Annotated in this window: 17 protein-coding genes; 6 read left to right on the top strand and 11 right to left on the bottom strand. The window is 64.6% G+C overall.

Annotated features, from left to right (window positions below; all coding sequences use genetic code 11):
* Window positions 1-37: 37 nt before the first annotated feature.
* Window positions 38-721, top strand: coding sequence for a hypothetical protein (locus tag HMPREF2978_RS10970; RefSeq protein WP_070527944.1), 684 nt, complete (start codon window positions 38-40; stop codon window positions 719-721).
* Window positions 718-2262, top strand: coding sequence for a DNA polymerase Y family protein (locus HMPREF2978_RS10965; protein ID WP_070745562.1), 1545 nt, complete (start codon window positions 718-720; stop codon window positions 2260-2262). Before HMPREF2978_RS10970 ends, HMPREF2978_RS10965 begins: the two co-directional genes overlap by 4 nt.
* A 5-nt stretch (window positions 2263-2267) precedes the next feature.
* Here HMPREF2978_RS10965 and HMPREF2978_RS10960 read toward each other — a convergent pair whose 3' ends face one another.
* A complete protein-coding gene (locus tag HMPREF2978_RS10960) occupies window positions 2268-2921 on the bottom strand; it encodes an AMIN-like domain-containing (lipo)protein (protein WP_070745561.1) in 654 nt (217 codons plus the stop codon).
* Window positions 2922-3019: 98 nt separating this feature from the next.
* Here HMPREF2978_RS10960 and HMPREF2978_RS10955 point away from each other — a divergent pair, with 98 nt between their 5' ends.
* Window positions 3020-3889, top strand: a complete 870-nt coding sequence (locus HMPREF2978_RS10955) for a sucrase ferredoxin (protein WP_070745559.1) — start codon at window positions 3020-3022, stop codon at window positions 3887-3889.
* 18 nt (window positions 3890-3907) lie between these two features.
* On the opposite strand, the gene HMPREF2978_RS10950 is transcribed toward HMPREF2978_RS10955, so the two are convergent.
* The 4 genes from HMPREF2978_RS10950 to HMPREF2978_RS10935 form a co-directional block, all read right to left on the bottom strand.
* The gene (locus HMPREF2978_RS10950; protein WP_070521487.1) at window positions 3908-4588 is read right to left on the bottom strand and encodes a methionine ABC transporter permease; all 681 of its coding nucleotides are present in this window, start codon (window positions 4586-4588) and stop codon (window positions 3908-3910) included.
* Window positions 4585-5628: a methionine ABC transporter ATP-binding protein gene (locus tag HMPREF2978_RS10945; RefSeq protein ID WP_070745557.1), complete on the bottom strand. Its 1044-nt coding sequence runs from the start codon at window positions 5626-5628 to the stop codon at window positions 4585-4587. Before HMPREF2978_RS10945 ends, HMPREF2978_RS10950 begins: the two co-directional genes overlap by 4 nt.
* A gap of 107 nt (window positions 5629-5735) precedes the next feature.
* Window positions 5736-6641, bottom strand: a complete 906-nt coding sequence (locus HMPREF2978_RS10940) for a MetQ/NlpA family ABC transporter substrate-binding protein (RefSeq protein ID WP_070527960.1) — start codon at window positions 6639-6641, stop codon at window positions 5736-5738.
* A gap of 39 nt (window positions 6642-6680) precedes the next feature.
* Window positions 6681-7580 (bottom strand): MetQ/NlpA family ABC transporter substrate-binding protein, encoded by a 900-nt coding sequence (locus HMPREF2978_RS10935; protein WP_070527963.1) that lies wholly within the window; start codon window positions 7578-7580, stop codon window positions 6681-6683.
* Between the two features lie 164 nt (window positions 7581-7744).
* On the opposite strand from HMPREF2978_RS10935, the gene HMPREF2978_RS10930 reads away from it, so the two are divergent.
* Window positions 7745-10882 (top strand): error-prone DNA polymerase, encoded by a 3138-nt coding sequence (locus tag HMPREF2978_RS10930; protein WP_070745555.1) that lies wholly within the window; start codon window positions 7745-7747, stop codon window positions 10880-10882.
* On the opposite strand, the gene HMPREF2978_RS10925 is transcribed toward HMPREF2978_RS10930, so the two are convergent.
* From HMPREF2978_RS10925 to HMPREF2978_RS10910, 4 genes are all read right to left on the bottom strand, one after another.
* Window positions 10879-11106 carry a helix-turn-helix domain-containing protein gene (locus HMPREF2978_RS10925; protein WP_046648395.1) on the bottom strand — a complete coding sequence of 76 codons (228 nt, stop codon included), beginning with the start codon at window positions 11104-11106 and terminating at the stop codon, window positions 10879-10881. The two genes, HMPREF2978_RS10930 and HMPREF2978_RS10925, sit on opposite strands and share 4 nt — an antisense overlap.
* The gene (locus HMPREF2978_RS10920; protein ID WP_083316540.1) at window positions 11093-11641 is read right to left on the bottom strand and encodes a DUF2975 domain-containing protein; all 549 of its coding nucleotides are present in this window, start codon (window positions 11639-11641) and stop codon (window positions 11093-11095) included. Before HMPREF2978_RS10920 ends, HMPREF2978_RS10925 begins: the two co-directional genes overlap by 14 nt.
* A 91-nt stretch (window positions 11642-11732) precedes the next feature.
* Window positions 11733-12206 (bottom strand): hypothetical protein, encoded by a 474-nt coding sequence (locus HMPREF2978_RS10915; RefSeq protein WP_070527973.1) that lies wholly within the window; start codon window positions 12204-12206, stop codon window positions 11733-11735.
* Between the two features lie 7 nt (window positions 12207-12213).
* Window positions 12214-12474 carry a helix-turn-helix transcriptional regulator gene (locus tag HMPREF2978_RS10910; RefSeq protein ID WP_070527976.1) on the bottom strand — a complete coding sequence of 87 codons (261 nt, stop codon included), beginning with the start codon at window positions 12472-12474 and terminating at the stop codon, window positions 12214-12216.
* A gap of 58 nt (window positions 12475-12532) precedes the next feature.
* Between HMPREF2978_RS10910 and HMPREF2978_RS10905 the strand changes: the two genes are divergently transcribed.
* Both HMPREF2978_RS10905 and HMPREF2978_RS10900 read left to right on the top strand, forming a co-directional pair.
* A complete protein-coding gene (locus tag HMPREF2978_RS10905) occupies window positions 12533-12982 on the top strand; it encodes a PH domain-containing protein (protein WP_070745551.1) in 450 nt (149 codons plus the stop codon).
* On the top strand, window positions 12979-14382 hold the full coding sequence (locus tag HMPREF2978_RS10900) for a PH domain-containing protein (protein ID WP_070745549.1): 1404 nt from the start codon (window positions 12979-12981) through the stop codon (window positions 14380-14382). Before HMPREF2978_RS10905 ends, HMPREF2978_RS10900 begins: the two co-directional genes overlap by 4 nt.
* On the opposite strand, the gene HMPREF2978_RS10895 is transcribed toward HMPREF2978_RS10900, so the two are convergent.
* Window positions 14360-14623 carry a FeoC-like transcriptional regulator gene (locus HMPREF2978_RS10895; RefSeq protein ID WP_070527982.1) on the bottom strand — a complete coding sequence of 88 codons (264 nt, stop codon included), beginning with the start codon at window positions 14621-14623 and terminating at the stop codon, window positions 14360-14362. The genes HMPREF2978_RS10900 and HMPREF2978_RS10895 overlap by 23 nt on opposite strands.
* A complete protein-coding gene (feoB, locus tag HMPREF2978_RS10890; RefSeq protein WP_070527985.1) occupies window positions 14623-16557 on the bottom strand; it encodes a ferrous iron transport protein B in 1935 nt (644 codons plus the stop codon). The genes HMPREF2978_RS10895 and feoB overlap by 1 nt, the downstream gene beginning before the upstream one ends.
* Window positions 16558-16560 lie beyond the last annotated feature (3 nt).

The following is a 16560-nucleotide window of genomic DNA, read 5'->3' as shown; positions in this document are numbered from 1 at the left end:
ATTGCGCGCGTCCGGAGAGAGGTTCATAATAGGAACCATGAATCAAACAGGTGTTCGCGTAGTGGGTGGATCGCAGGCCGAGCAAATTGCGGTCCTGCGCGCCCAGATTCAACGCCTGGAAACCCCGGATGTTGCTGCGCAGGTGCAGCCGGAGGTGGAGCTTCTCGGCGTCCCCGAAGGGCTATCTGAGCTGCTCCCGGGCGGTGGACTTCCCCGCAAGCGGGCAACCGCCTGTGCGGAATGTGCCGCGCTCGTCGTGGAGCTGGTCTCCCATGTTAGCGCGGCGGGTGGACACGTCGGGGTAGTGGGCTGGCCGGATCTCTCACTCGCACAAGTGACCGAGAGTGGTGATATCTCCCGGGTTATCACGGTGCCCGATCCAGGTGTAGAACCCTGGGCGGTGACCGGCGTGCTGTGCGAGGGGCTGGACCTCGTCGTGCACAAAGGCACAGGCGAGCTGAGCCCCACCCGGGCGCGCCCCGTGCTGGCGAAAGTGCGGGCAGGGCAGGCAGCCCTGCTCACCGTGGGAACCCGGCTGTCGGGCACAGCTGTGGAGATAGGCGCGGAAGTTGTCGCTGTGCATGGCTTGGGCCGGGGCAGCGGGCGGATTCGGGGGGTTGATATAGGGGTGCGGGTGGCGTCGGCAAGCATGCGCCCGCGTCGTGGAGTGCTCACGTGTGGGCAGCATCCGGAAGCGCGCCCGCACTTGGAGGTCGTGTGAGGGTCGCGGCGCTGTGGTTCCCGGACTGGCCTATCCAGGCGCTGCAGGACGCCGAGAGGGCGGCGTGCGTTATTGCCGCCCAGCACCGCGTGGCGGTGTGCAACGCGGTGGCGCGCCGGGCGGGGGTACGCCGCGGGATGCGGGTGCGCCAAGCCCAAGCCCTCCTGCCGGAGTTGCGCGTGGAGGAGGCCAACCCGGATCGGGACGGGGTGGTGTTCGCGGAGATCGCCGCGGGGCTGGACGCGGTGGCTTCGTCGGTGGAGGTGCTGCGTTCGGGCCTGGTCATCGTGGACGCGGGCGCGGCCGGGCGTTTTCACGGCAGTGAGGCAAAAGCAGTGGAGATGCTTGTCGACGCCACCTCCAGATCCCACCTCGACGCCACCGTCGGCGTCGCCGATGAGATTGCCACCGCGCTGATTGCCGCGCGGCACCGCAACCTGGGCGCGGTAGTCCCGGCAGGTGGCTCGCGCGACTTTTTGGCTAAGCAGCCGGTGGGAGTATTGGCTGCGGAGGTGGCGCTGGGGTGTGCGGCGGACGTGGTGCATGCCTTGGAGCAGCTGGGCGTGCGCACGCTAGGGGAGCTAGCGAGCCTGCCGCTGCGCCAAGTCACCACCCGGTTCGGCGAGGCTGGGCGGCGGTGCCACGCGGTGGCCGCGGCCGCACCGGATCGGCGCGTGGCGCCGGAGCTTGCGCGCCCTGATCTGGGCGTGGAGCAGGGCTTCGAGGAACCCTTGGAGCGCGTGGATGCTGCGGCTTTTGCCGCGCGGCAGCTCGCGGCTCGCCTCCACGGGGCTCTCGAGGAAGCGGGCGTGGTGTGCCTGCGGCTGCGCGTTGCCGCGGAGTTCGAGGGCGGCGAGCGCTTGGAGCGGATTTGGCGTACCCAGGAAGCGCTCAGCGAGGCCGCCACGGCGGATCGTGTGCGCTGGCAGCTCGACGGCTGGTTGAGTACTGCGCGGGCGGGGAGTGCGCCGGGTGAGGGAGGGGGCATCGCCAAGCTGGCGTTGGAACCGGTGGAGGTCGCCCCGCCGGGGGATGGGCTCCTGTGGGGTGCGGGCGAATCCGCGGAGCAGGCCAAGCGTGTCATCGCGCGCGTGCAATCCCAGCTGGGGGTGGACCGCGTGCTGCAGCCCCGCCCGGCGGCCGGGCGCGGGGTGGCCGAGCGCATCGAGTACGTCCCTTATGGCGAGCAGCGCGACCCGCAGCCGGAGGGCACGTGGCCGGGGCGCATCCCGGCGCCGCTTCCGGCGAGCCTGGCGCACCCGGCCGCGCGGATTCGGCTTATCGACTCCTCCTCGAAGGACATCATCGTCACCGCCGAGGCCCTCCTCTCCGGGGAGCCAGCGGGCCTGGGGTGGGGGCGCCACCGCTACCGGGTGACCGGTTGGGCCGGCCCGTGGCCCGTGGACTCTGAGTGGTGGGAAGCAGGTGCGGCGCAGCGCTGCGCGCGTCTGCAAGTCGTCGGGGAAAACGACAAAGGCCAGCGCGCCTGGCTCCTCGTGTGGGCAGGCGGGCGCTGGTCAGTGGAGGCAACCTATGCCTGAACTGCTTAGTTCAGGATGTCGATAACCAGGCGCGTCGGCGCCCTGAGCACCTGAACCGAATACGGGTGGCGCTCATTAAGCCCGATAACGAACTGCGAGCGAGCCTCGAAGGTACCGCTGCTGACCACCTGGGTCACCAGCCCGCCGGCACCCTTTACAGTGCCGATGTTTGGGTCTTCCATGTCGAGTTGGAAGGGATAAGCGGTGCCGTCGATGCTGACGTCGAGCGCGGTGGAACCTTCATAGGCAATCGGGTTGCCGGAGCCCTGCTGGGCGGGGGCATCGGTGTAATCGATGAACCAGCCCGGTGAACCGTTCCCTACGAATTCGAAGACTACGCGGTCAAAGCCCTCGTGTTTACCCACGCGGACATCGGTCACCACCAGCTCCGAGGGGGCCGGTGGGCGGAGGGTTTTCATCTCCATGTTGGCGTCGCCCAGCGGGGTCAGCCCAGCCGGTGCGGCGGGGGCGGGGGCAGTGGGAGTAACGGTAGCCGTGGAGGTGGAGGCGCCGGACAGGGTGGCGTCGAGAGTCTTCGTGGGGCCGTCGGAGCTGTCGTCCGGGGAGGAAGACGGAGCGCATCCCTGAAGCGCGAGCGCACCCGAGACAACGAGTGCGGCCACTGGGGTGGCTGTGCGCAAGAGGTTATGTTTCGGCATGACTTCGAGCGTAGTGGCACCACAGGGAATTATATGCATCGAGCTAAGCATCGTAACCACATTGTTGTGAAAGAAGTGATGCCAGTTAAGATGGCGCCATGACCTTCTGCTCCGACGTCCAGGTCGAGCCCCTGGCTGGTACCGCTAAACAAGAATCTGTGTACGTCCTTTTTGAGTGGCCCACGGCGTGGTCGCGCGACGTGCTCGATGGCCGTACCTTCGGCCCGGGCCTCACCGAGAAGCTCAAGGCCAAGCTCAAAGGCGTGGCGGGCCTGCAGCTCATTCGCCGCCCCGGGCGCGCCGGGCACGAGCGGGGGACGGGGCACTTCCGCTGTTTCGTCGTGTGGGCACGCGAGGGCTTAGTGCAGGATTACGTCCTGAACGGCCCGGAGGACATCCTCGATCTGGATCTGGAGCACCCCACCGGCACGTGCCTGCCGCTGGTGCTCGTGTGCACCCACGCCAAGCGCGATGCCTGCTGCGCAATCAAGGGCCGCCCGCTTGCTGCCTCCCTGGCATGCGAATTTGAGGAGACCGTGTGGGAAACCTCCCACACCAAGGGACACCGCTTCGCGCCGTCGGTGCTGCTGATGCCGTGGGGCTATTCCTTTGGCCGCCTCAACGTGGAGGCCGGCCGCGAGCTCGTGGGCAAGGCCCTACACGGCGAGTATTTCTACCCCGCCAACCGCGGTTCCGGCCTCACCACGCCCCGGGGTCAGGTGGCGGAGCTTGCGGTGGCACGCCAGCTTCTCGACGCCTCCGAGATCCTCCACTACGGCGACCTCACCGTCGACGCAGCGGAAAACACGGCCGCAAAGAATAACGTCGTTGTGCGCCACCGCGACGGCCGCGTATGGGACGTGGAACTGGAAGAAAAAGAGGCCTCCGGCATCGTCTCCTCCTGTGGAGACGAACCGAAGACCTCGTCCTATTTTGCCGCGCGTCGCGTCGAAAAGCGCAGCGTATAGAGCACGGGGTCGGCGCGGTTAGCGGCGCATAATCTTGGCCGAGAGCCAGTTACCGAAGAACTGCGCTGCCTGCACCAGCACAATGATGATGAGGGTAGCCACCACGGTGACCTCCCACTCGAAGGCGCGGTAGCCGTAGACGATGGCGAAGTCGCCCAGACCGCCGCCGCCGACGTAGCCGGCCATCGCGGACATATCGACGATGCCGATGAACAGGAAGGTGTAGCCCAGCACCAGCGGGCCCAGCGCTTCCGGGATGATGACCGTGGTGATGATCTTCCACGGCGAAGCACCCATCGCGCGGGCCGCCTCAATCACGCCCGGATCCAGCGCCACGAGGTTCTGCTCCACGATGCGCGCCACCGCGAAGGTAGCCGCAATGACCATGACGAACGTGGCCGGTTCACGGCCGATGGAGCTGCCCAGCACCGCCACCGTCAGTGGCTGGACAAAGGCCAGCAGGATGATGAACGGGATCGGGCGAATGAAGTTCACCAGAATGTTGATGACGAAGTGAATGGGCTTGTTCTGCAGGATGCCGCCCGGGCGCGTGGTGTAGAGCAGGATGCCCAGCACGAGGCCGATGATGCCGGCGAGCACCAGGGTGGTGGCGACCATGATGAGGGTGTCCTTGATGGCGTCGACAAGCGTGCTGCCCAGTCGGTCCCAATTGGCCTGCGCGAGGTAGGTGACGTTCATCGTTGGATCTCCTCAATGTCGGTGGTGCGTTGCATGTGGGCGTAGAAGTCTTCGATGGCGGCGTCTGGGCCGTTGAGGCGCACGGTGATCTTGCCGAAGGAATGCTTCTGCAAGGTGGTGATGCCGCCGTGGACCACGGCGATAGACACGCCCTCGTCCGCGAGCTTGCCGGCGGCGCCAAAGAAGCCCGATTTTTCCGTCAGGTTGATGGTGAACAAACGTCCTTCGTGGGCCAGTAGGTCATCGGCCTCCACGACGTCCGGGGTGTTGCGCAGCGAGGTGGCCACGAACTTCTCCGCCACCTTGGTCTGCGGATTGGAAAAGACCTCGTAGACGCTGCCGGCCTCGATGACGCGGCCGCTTTCCATGACGGCCACCTTGTCGGCGATGGAGCGAACGACGTCCATCTCGTGGGTGATGACCACGATGGTGATGCCGAGGTCGCGGTTGACTTTGCGCAGCAGGTCAAGAACCTCGTGGGTGGTGGTGGGGTCGAGCGCCGAGGTGGCCTCATCCGCCAGCAGCAGGGAGGGGTTATTAGCCAGGGCGCGGGCGATGCCGACGCGCTGCTTCTGGCCGCCGGAGAGCTGCTCCGGGTAGTTGTCGCCCTTGTCCGCCAGACCGACGAACTCCAATAGCTCCTGGACGCGCTGCTTACGCTCTTGCTTCTCGACGCCCTGCAGCTTCAGCGGGTATTCAATATTGCCCGCCGCGGTGCGCGAGGACATGAGATTGAACTGTTGGAAGATCATGCCGATGTTGCGGCGGATGCCGCGCAGCTTGGACTCGGGCAGGGGGACGACATCGGTGCCGTCGAGAAGCAGCTGCCCTGAGGTCGGCTTATCGAGGCCGTTGATCATGCGCACCAGCGTGGACTTGCCTGCGCCGGAGAAGCCGATGATGCCGATGATCTCGCCGGGCTCGACGGTCAGGGAGACATTATCGAGTGCGGTGGTGGTGGTTTTCTTGTTTTTAAAGACTTTGGTGATGTTGCGGAATTCAATCCGGGTGCCCCGGTGGGCGCCTTGTTGTTCAGTCACGTGGTTTTCCTTTGTACGTGTCCGTGTGGTGAATAAGCAGGGAGTAACGGGCAAAATCCCCCGGGTCACGCAAACGAGCGTGAGCGCGGGGGAGGAGGGAGATTCGCTTAGCTGGAGGAGGCTTCCTCTTCCAAGCGCTCCAGAATCTCCTGAAGCTCTGGCTGCGGTTTATCCACGAAGATAGTGGTGCCACCCGTGGTGTCTTGCACCGCGGCCTTCACCTCATCAGAGAGGTAGAGTTCAGCCAGCTTCTTGACCTTCTCATTGTCCTTGTCTTTTTCCTGTACAGCCCACACGTTGACGTAGGGGTCGAACAGGATCTTCGGGTCGGCGTTGGGGTTTTCCGGGTCGTCGTAAAGCACGGCGTCGGCCGGGTTGATACCCGCGCGCTTGAAGAAGGAGTTGGTGATGATGGCGGGCTTGCCCTCGCCGAAGGCGGACGGGGTCTGGGAAGCATCGACCGGGGTGATGCTTACCTTGGATGCGGCCTCGTCGATGTCGGCGGGATCCGGGGTGAGCTTGCCCTCTTCCTTGAGCTTCAGCAAACCGTTGGCTGCCAGCAGGTTGATGGCGCGGCCCTGGTTCGTGGCGTCATTCGGAATGGCGATGTCCTGGCCCTCGATGCCGTCGATGCTGTCGTGGCCCTTCCAGAACAGCGGCATGGGGTAGACCTGCGTGGAGGCCACCGGAACGAGGTTCGTGCCGTTGCCCACGTTGTACTCGGCGAGGAACTTCAGGTGCTGGAACTTGTTGGTATCCGTGCTGCCCTCAGCCAAGGACTGGTTGGGGGTGGCGTAGTCGGTGAAGCTCTTCATCTCGATCTCGATGCCTTCCTTGGCAGCGAGCTCTTTGAGTACGCCCCACTCCGGAAGTTCGGCGTCGGTGGTGCCGACGATGATGGGATCCTCGGCGGTGCCGGCGGCGAAATCGGAGCTTGCAGACGAGCAGGCGACCAAGCTGGTAGCAGCAACCAGGCTAGCGGCGGCGGCTGCTACGAGGCGGCGGATGCGCATGATTCGTCCTTTACTAGTTAGTCAGTGATGGGATTGTGCTTAGACCTGCTCTTCGAGGCGCTCCAGAATCTCCTGGAGCTCCTCCTGGGAGCGGTCGACGGCCACGGCGGTATCGCCGGAGGACTTCAGAACGGCATCGGTGACCTTCGGGTCCTTCCACAGCTCGGCCAGCTCGTGAAGGGTTTCGTTATCGGCGTCGTCGGCGCGTACGGCCCAGACGTTGATGTAGGGCTCGGCCTCAGTGGAGTCCGGGTCATCCTGAGCGACGGCAGACTGCGGGTCAATGCCAGCGCGCTCGAGGAAGGAGTTGTTGATGACGGCCGGCTTACCCTCGCCGTACGCGGCCGGAGTCTGAGCAGCGTCTACCGGGGTGACCTTGACCTTGGACTTCTCCTCATCGATGTCCAGCGGGGTGGGGGTCAGCGGGCTGCCCTCCTTGAGGGTGACCAGGCCTTCCTGAACCAGCAGGCCGATGGCGCGGCCCTGGTTGGTGGAGTCATTCGGAATAGCAACTTCCTGGCCCTCGATGTCAGCGAGGTCCTTGTGGTCCTTCCAGTAGATGGCCAGCGGGTAGATCTCGGTGGCGGCCAGCGGGACGAGGTCGGTGCCGTTGCCCTTGTTGTACTCAGCCAGGAACTTCAGGTGCTGGAACTTGTTCGTCGTCAGCTTGCCCTGGTCCAGAGCCTGGTTCGGAGTGTTGTAATCGGAGAAATTCTCCAGCTTGACGTCGAAGCCAGCTTCCTTGGCCAGGTCCTGGAAGACGGCCCACTCTTCCATGTTGGCGTCGGTGGTGCCGATGGTGATGGTGGAGTCCTTGGTGATGGCTTCGCCGGAATCCTTGGACTCGGCGGAGTCCGAGGAATCGGAGGAGCAAGCAACCAGGCCGGTTGCGGCGATGACGGCTGCCGAGGTGGCGGCAAGTACGCGACGGATGCTCATGGTGGGTTCCTAGTGTCCCTTCTTAGTTTGTGCGGCAAGTCGTGTCACCGCAGGAGTGTTCACTGCAGGAAAAACTAGCAACGATTGAACCGCTTTGTCTATCCGGCGGATCGTTCAACGACAACCTTGACGGGAACCTGTGTTCGAATATAGTGTGTGGGGCTATGAGATTCAATGGGGGTGAGGCGCTGCCGTGGTCCCGGGTGGAGAGGATTCTCTCTGGCCGCCCGGGGCCCGTCCCGGTGTCGGTGGACCACCTACCGCAGGCCGCGGACGCGCCGAAGGCGGGGTATTCCGCCGTGCCTTTTGCCGAGCTGCACGCGGTGAGCTCCTATAGTTTCCTGCACGGTGCCTCCGAGCCGGAGGAGCTTGTGGCGCGCGCCGTCGAACTGGGCTTGCGGGGGATTGCGCTGGTCGATCGGGATGGATTCTATGGGCTCATGAAGTTTGCGGAGGCCGCCGCCCAGGTGGGGCTGCCCGCCGTTTTTGGCGCGGAGCTTAGCCTCGACCCGGCCCCGCTGACGGTCTTGGCGCGCACCCCGGAGGGTTATCGGCGTCTATCCCGGCTCATCTCCCGCGCACACATGGAGGCGGGGGAGAAGGGGGTCGTGTCCTATCCTTCCCTGGCGGAGATTGGTACGCAGCTGCAGGATGAGTGCCTCTTTCTGGTGGGCTGGGAATGGGCGGAGCATTTCGATCTTCTGGTCGATGGAATAAAAATAGACAGCATGGTTCTGGAGTACGCATGTACCCAGCTCCCGGAGGACGCGGACCACCACCTACTGCTGGATTCCTTGCCGGTTCCGCGCGCCATAGCCACCGCCCACCCGGCTGCCGCCACGCGGGAACACGCGCGGTTGGCCGGAGCCAAACAGGCCTTGTCCAGACGCCTCGCGCTTGCCGACGCCTCCCCCAACTCCCACCCCATGGGCTCGTCCTGGCTGCGCTCCGGGGAACAGATGGCGCGCTTGCTGCCTGAGCGTCCCGAGCTCATTGTGGAAACCGTCCGCGTTCTCGAGGAGTGCAGCTTCACGTGGGAGGCGCTGGCCCCGAACCTGCCTGATTTTGACGTGCCGGAAGGCCATACCGAGATGTCCTGGCTGGAGCACCTCACCTTCGAGCGAGCAGCGGCGCGCTATGCCACGAGGCCTAAGGAGATTCGGGAACGGGCGTGGGAGCAGATGCGGTATGAGCTGGGCGTCGTCAAGCAGCTGGGCTTTCCCGGCTACTTCCTCATCGTGTGTGATCTCGTGGACTTTTGTAAACGGGAGAACATCCTGTGCCAGGGGCGCGGGTCGGCGGCGAATTCGGCGGTGTGTTTCGCGCTGGGGATTACGAATGCGGAGCCGATTTCCGCGGGCCTGCTCTTTGAGCGCTTCCTCTCCCCGGACCGCGATGGCCCGCCGGATATTGACATCGATATTGAATCCGGGCGGCGTGAGGAAGTCATTCAGTACGTCTATGCCAAGCACGGTCGCGAGCGCGCCGCGCAGGTGGCCAACGTGATTACGTACCGCCGCAAAGGGGCGTTGCGGGATGCTGCCCGCGCGTTGGGCTATCCGCAGGGTTCGGCCGATGCCTGGTCGAAGGGCATTGCGCCCGCGCCTTCGGATGTTGAATCCTTAGCCGAGCAGTTTCTGGGCCAGCCGCGCCACCTGGGTATTCACTCCGGCGGCATGGTGCTCTGTGATCGACCGATTGCGGATGTCGTGCCCGTGGAATGGGCACGCATGGAGAACCGTTCAGTGCTGCAGTGGGATAAGGATGATTGTGCCGCGGCCGGGCTGGTGAAGTTCGACCTGCTGGGCCTGGGCATGCTCGAAGCCCTGCACCACATGATGGATTTGGTGGAGGAGAGCACCGGCAGGGTGGTCAACCTGTGGGAGTTGGACCTGGCTGACGTGGAAGTCTATGACATGCTCTGCCGCGCGGATGCGGTGGGCGTGTTTCAGGTGGAGTCGCGCGCGCAGCTGAGCACTCTGCCGAGGCTCAAGCCGCGGGTCTTCTTCGACCTTGTGGTGGAGGTCGCCCTCATCCGCCCGGGTCCCATCCAGGGCGGGTCGGTGCACCCCTACCTGCGCCGCCGCGATGGCAAGGAGCCGGTGACCTATGACCATCCGGTGCTGGAGAAATCCCTGGGCAAGACGCTGGGGATTCCGCTCTTTCAGGAACAGCTCATGCAGATTGCGGTCGATGCCGCTGGGTTCAGCGGCGCGGAGGCTGATGACTTGCGGCGCGCGATGGGCTCGAAGCGCTCGCCGGCCAAGATGGCGGCACTCAAACAGCGCTTCTACGACGGCCTTGAGGAAACCAACGGGATTGTCGGGGAAGTGGCGGACAAGCTGTGGGCCAAGATCGTGGCCTTCGCTGCGTATGGCTTCCCGGAGTCGCACTCACAGTCTTTTGCCTCCTTGGTGTACTTTTCGGCGTGGTTTAAGCGCTATTACCCGGCGCAGTTTTGCGTTGGCTTGTTGCGCGCGCAGCCGATGGGCTTCTATTCGCCGCAGTCGCTTATTCAGGATGCGCGCCGCCATGGGGTGGAGGTGCTGCCGGTCAGCGTCAACGAATCGGGCCGCGAGGCGCGCGTGGTGGTGGGCGCGGACGGCCAGGCTCGCATCCGCTTAGGCCTCAACCTCATCAAAGGCCTAGGTGATAAGGCCGCCGACCGAATTGAAGCGGCCGCGCCGTTTGTCGACGTCCCCGATCTCTCCCGCCGCGCCGATCTCACCGTCGATCACGTGGAGACCCTCGCCGTGGCGGGGGTCTTGGATGTCTTTGGGATGGATCGCCGCCAAGCGCTGTGGCAGGCGGGTGTGGCCGCAACGGAGCGGGCGGGAATGCTGCCGGGGCTGTCTGCTATCGAGGCGCCGTCCTTGCCGGGGATGAGCGCTTTTGAGCTCATGGCGGCGGACGTGGCGAGCACCGGCGTGACCCACAATCAGCAGCCAATGGAGCAGGTTCGTGGGGAATTGCAGGCCCGCGGAATCCTATCGGCGGCGGACCTGCCGGGCGTGGAGGATGGCACTCGCGTGCGCATCGCCGGGGTGGTCACGCACCGCCAGCGCCCGCACACAGCGGGCGGCGTGGTCTTCTTCGGTCTGGAGGATGAGACCGGGTTGATGAACGTGATGGTCTCACCCGGCCTGTGGGCCCGGGATAAGGTCACCGCGCGAACAGCGCCCGCGCTCATCGTGCGCGGCATTGTGCAGAATGGCTCTGGGGCGGTCACCGTTGCCGCGGACCAGCTTGAGCCACTGGCCTTCGGTGAGGCTCTTTCGCGGGGCTCGCGGGATTTCCGCTAGTGCTCGACGCTGAAGAGATCGCCGGGCTGGCACTCCAGGGCCGCGCAGAGTGCGGCGAGGGTGCTAAAGCGCACGGCCTTGGCGCGATTATTCTTCAGCACTGAGAGGTTCACCGGGGTGATGCCGACTTGCTTGGCCAGGTCGGTGCCGGTGATCTGGCGCTGGGCCATCACCTCGTCGAGGTGGCAGGTCACGATAGGTTCAGTGTTGTTAGACAAGGCCATCCACATCCTCTTCGAGTGCGCTGCCACGCTTGATGGCTACGGAAAAGAGAATCAGCACGCAGACTGCGATATAAGGGATGGCCAGTTCCGCTAGGGGCGTGCCCGTCTGGTTGGCCCACCAATCAATTCCTAAGTCGTTGGCGGCCCAGTTATTGCCCATGCCCTCGATGCCGAAGCGGGCGATGGCCCACACGAAGATGCACACGGCGAGTCCGTTGAGCGAGCGCGTGGAGCGGGGGTCGAAGAGCTTGCCCTGCTGCATCGTGCGGGCAAGGGAGAAGATGAAGCCCGCGGCGGCGAAGATCGCCACGATCTTGAGGATGAGCGCGGTCATGAGCATCCAGTAGGCGCCGCCGTCCAGGTTGTGGGCGCCGAGGCCTTCCGGCACGGCCGCGCTGAGCGCGGTGTGAAACGTGCCGTCGAAGACATCCCTGGCGTAGTTGGGCAGGATGAGCGCGATGGTAAGAGCGGCGATGAAAATGGCGGCGCCGATGTCACTGCGCTCCTTTTTGGCCTTCTTTGCGGGGTCTGTCATGGTTGTCCCTTCCGCCGATATCTTATCGACTATCGATGTTGTCGTAATTCGATAATATCGATTAGCGATAAGTATGGCAAGGGGTGCGGGGTTATTCCTTTGAGATGAGCTCGTCGCGATTCATTTTGCCGGCCAGGGAGCGCGCCACGGAGAAAGGAACCCACACCATGAGCAGCAGGATGATTTTGAGGTAGAGCTGGGAGACGAATGCGCCGTCCATGATGGGCATGGCTCGGGCACCCCAGGCAATGAGACCGGTCACCGGCAGCAGGATGACGAGTGCCGTGAGGGAGAATTTGAGACCGTCGTCGCGGGCCTCAAGGTGTTGCTGCATCTGGTACTCATCAAGTTCCGTTCCGGGTAGGTCTGCCGCGTTGATAGTGGTACGCAGGCGAGCGGTCATCAACGCGCAGAGCAGCGTGCCGAGGGCGGCAACCATGAGTGAGGTAAAGGCGCTCCAGAACTGCAGGGGGATGGAAGCGATGATGAGGGTGGTGAACAGGTCGGTCAGGGTGATGTAGCGCTTGCGGGTCTTAACGGAATCGGGAATGGTGGCGGCGGACATGGGTGGGTTAGTCCTTTCGGTAGATTTCGGAGGACATGGGGGTGAATTCGGTCCGGGAGAACACGGCTTCCACGGGCAGGTCGAAGACTTCGCAGATATTGAAGGCGAGGTCCAGGCTGGGGGAGTGGTCGCCGCGCTCGAGGGCGCCAATGGTTTGGGGGTTGACCCCGATGGCGGCGGCAAGCTGTGCGCGCGTCATGTCCCGTTCAGCGCGGAGCACGCGGACCCGGTTAAATAGTGGGCGGGTTGGCTTTTTCTTTGGGGACATGCACCACAGTGTTGTATAAACCCAACGACTTGTCAAGGGTTCGTGTTAAGGTGGCGGCATGAACCCCGTATCCCCGTCACTCACTAAAGCCCGCTACATCTCACGTTTGAGCTGGGACATTATCCTCGCCGCCCTAGCGGCCGCGGCGGCATATTTCTGGTGGGATTGGCTGTATTGGGTTGCCGGAGCGCTCGTTGCATGGGCGCTCTACGAGCTGTGGCTCATCCCCGCGCAGGTGAAAAACCTAGGCTGGCAGGAAACCGCAGACGAACTCCTGGTCACCCGCGGCAAAATCTGGCACACCTTCACCGTCGTGCCCTATGGCCGCATCCAATTCGTTGACGTCACAGCCGGCCCAATCGAGCGGGCGATGGGGCTGAAGAAGGTGAAGCTGCACACGGCGTCGCCCAGCAGCGATGCCACCATCCCTGGCCTCCTTGCTGCCGACGCCGACGCCCTGCGCGAGCGCCTCGCCGTCAAGGCCCGCGAGAGGATGAGTGGGCTGTGAAAGACCGCGCGCTTGTCGACGTCGACGGCTACACTCGTGTCCACCGCCTCACCCCGCTGCTGCGCTTTTGGTCGCTGATCCTAGCGCTGGTGGCCATTTTCGCGGTGAACATCAACGCCTCCATGATTTCTGATGTGCTGTCTTACCTGCAGGGCGGACATCTGGGCGAGGTCGGCCGCGGAACCCTGTTGGGCCTCGGTGCCTTCGTGCTGGTGTGCACGGTGATTTGGCTAGTCTCTGGTATCTGGTGGCGCAAGCTGGGCTACAAGCTCACAGAGGATGAAATTGCGCTGCGCCACGGCGTCATCTCAACGTCCTTTCGCTCTGCGCGCTACGAGCGCATCCAGGCGGTGGATGTCGTGGAATCCATCATCGCGCGCCTATTGGGCTTGGCGGCGGTGCGCGTGGAGACCGCCGGTGGTACGTCCTCGGTGATCAAAATTGAGTACCTCTCCAAGGTGAAAGCGGAAGAGCTGCGCGCGGAGTTGCTGCGGCGCACGAATAAGGGGCCTGCCGGTGAGTCCGCGCCGGAGACTCCCGCCGCCTTGATCCCGGAGATTCCCATCCTGCGCACGATTGCCGCCGAGGCGCTGCGCCTACCCACGTTGGTTACCGCACTTGTCATCGGCGGCCTGCTCTTCCTCCCCGGTATGTGGACCGCGCTGCTGCCCATCATCGTGGGTTTCGTGGGGCGCGTGTGGGGGCTGGTAGATTCCTCCTGGAAATTCACCGCGCTTCACGACGCCCCCGCCAACGCCCTCAACGTCTCCTACGGTCTTGCCGACCGGCGCCGCCAAACCATCCGCATCAGTCGCATCCACGGCGTGCGGGTGAGCCAGCCTTTCCTGTGGCGGCGCTTTGGCTGGTACGAAGTAAACGTGTCGGTGGCCGGCTACGGCGCTAAGGGCAGTGGCAAGCAGTCTGGTTCTACGCGCATCCTGCCGGTGGGCACTCGCGAGCAGGTGCTGGAGCTTTTAGAGCTCATCTCAGATCTAGACCGCGCGCAGATTGAGGATTTCGCACGCCCTGAAGGGCACACCCAGCCCACCTATACGTCTCCGCGCCGGGCCACTTGGGTGAGCCCCATCGACCGCAAGCAGCAGTCGGTGACGTTGGTGGATTCGCCTCAGCCCGTCACCATCGTGCATCGAGGCCGCATCAACCGCCGCGTCATGGTGATTGGCACCCCGCACATCCAGGAGCTCACACTGAAAGTCGGGCCGCTGGGGCACCTCGCGGGTGTGCGCACCGTGCGCTTCGACCTTGTGGCCGGCCCCGTGAAGATGGCTGGCCAAGACCTCACGCCTGCCGACGCCTCCGAGCTCCTCACCCGCCTGCGCTCCCGCCGCCTCCCCGCTCTTGAGTCTGCGCCTGCTCCTAGCGGCGGCGACGAAGCTTAAGCAGCACCGGCCCGCGGGTGCTGCTGGGGCCGGCACACGCCGAGGCTGCCGAACAGGACCCGCATCCGCCCGCGGGGCAGGAGCCGAGCGGCTCCATATTGAGCACCCCGCTGGCGGTGAGATGATCCAGAATCACATCGACCGTGCCGGGCTCTAGCCCGGTCTGCGCCGCGATGGCTACGCGCGAGCGCACTCCGGACTCGATGGCTTGCTGTACGGCGTGAATGGGCGAGGCGGACACTAGATAAACACCCTCAGTATCTGGAAGGCGCTCACTGCCAGCACCCACGCGGTGGCCAGCTGAATGCCGAAGCCAAAGAGCGTCCAGCGCCAGCCAATCTCGCGACGCTGCGCGGCAATCGTGGCCACGCACGGAGTGTAGGCCAGCAGGAAGAGCATGTAGGCCCACACCGCGGCGAGGGGATGGCCACCGGAGGCGCGGTCGAAATCTTGACGCACGTGGTCACTGAGCGCGCTGTGGGATTGCTCCTCTGCGGAAGCGTCGGTGACGTCGTCGACGGCGTAGGTCTGCGCCCATGTCGAAATCAGCGCCTCCTTGGCCACGAAACCCGTGACCAGCGGACCGGCCAGGGACCAGGAATTGAAACCAGCCGGAGCAAAGGCCGGGGCAATGGTGCGCGAGACCGCGCCGTAGGCGGAATCCTCCGGTGCTGGTGGCTCGCCCAAGGTGGTCTCGTGCACCGCGGCCCCAACCGGGATGGCCATGAGCAGCCACACCACGACCACCGTGCTCACGATGATGCCGCCGGCGGTCTGCAGGAAGCCTTTCAATCGCGTCCACATCACGCTCAGTGCCAGGCGCGCGGTGGGCAGCTGGTACGTCGGCAAGTCAATAACCAGCGCTTCCTCAGGCACCGCGCGCCACAGCGTCTTTCGCAGCGCCAAACCCACCAGCACGAGCAGCGCGATGGAGATGACGTACATGAGAAACACCACGCTGCCGGCGTGCTCCGGGAAGAACGTGGCCGAGAGCATGACGAAGACCACCAAGCGCGCCGAGCACGAGGTAAACGGGATGAGCAGCGCCGTCATAATGCGATGCCGAGGGCTTCCCAGCACGCGCGTGGCCGAGATCGCCGGCACGTTGCAGCCAAAGCCCACCACAATCGGGATAAAAGCCTTGCCCGGCAGGCCGATGGCCCGCATAAGACGATCTGTGACCACTGCAGCACGCGCCATGTAGCCGGAATCCTCCAACACCGCCAAACACAAAAACATCAGCGCCATGAGCGGGGCAAAGGTGAGGACCATGCCGACGCCGCCGATGAGGCCGTCGACAAGCAGGCCAGTGACGAGGGGGTGACCTAGGCCGATGGCCTCTAGCCCCGCCCGCGCCCAGTCGCTCAAGGGGCCGGAGATCAGGGCCTCCAAGCCATCCTGCAGGGGAGCGGCCACCGTGGTGGTGATCTGGAAGACTAGCCACATCACGGCCAGGAACAGCAGCGGCCCCACCACCGGGTGGAGGGCCATCGCGTCGAGGCGGTGGGAGAGTGGCGTGGCATGCTCGACCTCGCTCACCGAGGCCTTCGCCGCCGCATCCAGCTCCGCGAAGCGGCCCTCCAGGCCGGTGTCCTCGCGCAGCTGCACGGGCTCAGCCGCCAGAGAATCTACAACAACCTCTCGCAGCTTCTCGACGCCCTCCCTCCTGCGCCCATCGACCACGACCACGGGGATGGAGGTAGCTTCTGCGAGCGCGGCGGGATCGACCGACTGGCCCTGGTTGAGCGCCACGTCGGTCTTGGTCAGCGCGATGATGAGGCGGTAGGGCTGCTCCGCTAATTGGAGGGCGACGTTGAGGCCGCGCGCCACAGCGCTGGCATCGACGACCACGACGACGGCGTCGGGGCGCTCATCATCGGGGCAATCGATGAGCATGGCGCGGGTGAGCGCCTCATCGGGGCTGAGCGGGTCGAGCGAGTAGGTGCCGGGGAAGTCGATGAGATCGGCGGTGGATTCACCCAGCTTCCACGCACCGCGGCTGACCTCAACGGTGGTTCCCGGCCAATTGCCGGTCTGCGCCTTCGCGCCGGTCAGGGCATTAAAGAGTGTGGACTTGCCGGAATTTGGGGAGCCTACGAGCGCGATGATGGGCGCTCCGGCAGGGGCTACCGCGCCGCCCGGATCGCCGTGGCAGCTGGGTTTCGTGGTGGCCATGAT

Origin of the sequence: Corynebacterium sp. HMSC074C01, assembly GCF_001814605.1 — a bacterium.
Taxonomy (GTDB): Bacteria; Actinomycetota; Actinomycetes; order Mycobacteriales; family Mycobacteriaceae; genus Corynebacterium.
Note: the sequence above shows the minus strand (reverse complement) of the source record. Positions and strands in the feature narration are given on the sequence as shown.

What these genes read in the sequence shown, in the direction of transcription:
- HMPREF2978_RS10935 (WP_070527963.1), bottom strand. Translation starts at nt 7,580, where the DNA reads ATGAGCATCCGTCGCGTACTTGCCGCCACCTCGGCAGCCGTCATCGCC.
- HMPREF2978_RS10910 (WP_070527976.1), bottom strand. Translation starts at nt 12,474, where the DNA reads ATGTCCCCAAAGAAAAAGCCAACCCGCCCACTATTTAACCGGGTCCGC.
- HMPREF2978_RS10940 (WP_070527960.1), bottom strand. Translation starts at nt 6,641, where the DNA reads ATGCGCATCCGCCGCCTCGTAGCAGCCGCCGCCGCTAGCCTGGTTGCT.
- HMPREF2978_RS10920 (WP_083316540.1), bottom strand. Translation starts at nt 11,641, where the DNA reads ATGACAGACCCCGCAAAGAAGGCCAAAAAGGAGCGCAGTGACATCGGC.
- HMPREF2978_RS10955 (WP_070745559.1), top strand. Translation starts at nt 3,020, where the DNA reads ATGACCTTCTGCTCCGACGTCCAGGTCGAGCCCCTGGCTGGTACCGCT.
- HMPREF2978_RS10930 (WP_070745555.1), top strand. Translation starts at nt 7,745, where the DNA reads ATGAGATTCAATGGGGGTGAGGCGCTGCCGTGGTCCCGGGTGGAGAGG.
- HMPREF2978_RS10960 (WP_070745561.1), bottom strand. Translation starts at nt 2,921, where the DNA reads ATGCCGAAACATAACCTCTTGCGCACAGCCACCCCAGTGGCCGCACTC.
- HMPREF2978_RS10950 (WP_070521487.1), bottom strand. Translation starts at nt 4,588, where the DNA reads ATGAACGTCACCTACCTCGCGCAGGCCAATTGGGACCGACTGGGCAGC.
- HMPREF2978_RS10915 (WP_070527973.1), bottom strand. Translation starts at nt 12,206, where the DNA reads ATGTCCGCCGCCACCATTCCCGATTCCGTTAAGACCCGCAAGCGCTAC.
- feoB (WP_070527985.1), bottom strand. Translation starts at nt 16,557, where the DNA reads ATGGCCACCACGAAACCCAGCTGCCACGGCGATCCGGGCGGCGCGGTA.
- HMPREF2978_RS10970 (WP_070527944.1), top strand. Translation starts at nt 38, where the DNA reads ATGAATCAAACAGGTGTTCGCGTAGTGGGTGGATCGCAGGCCGAGCAA.
- HMPREF2978_RS10905 (WP_070745551.1), top strand. Translation starts at nt 12,533, where the DNA reads ATGAACCCCGTATCCCCGTCACTCACTAAAGCCCGCTACATCTCACGT.
- HMPREF2978_RS10925 (WP_046648395.1), bottom strand. Translation starts at nt 11,106, where the DNA reads ATGGCCTTGTCTAACAACACTGAACCTATCGTGACCTGCCACCTCGAC.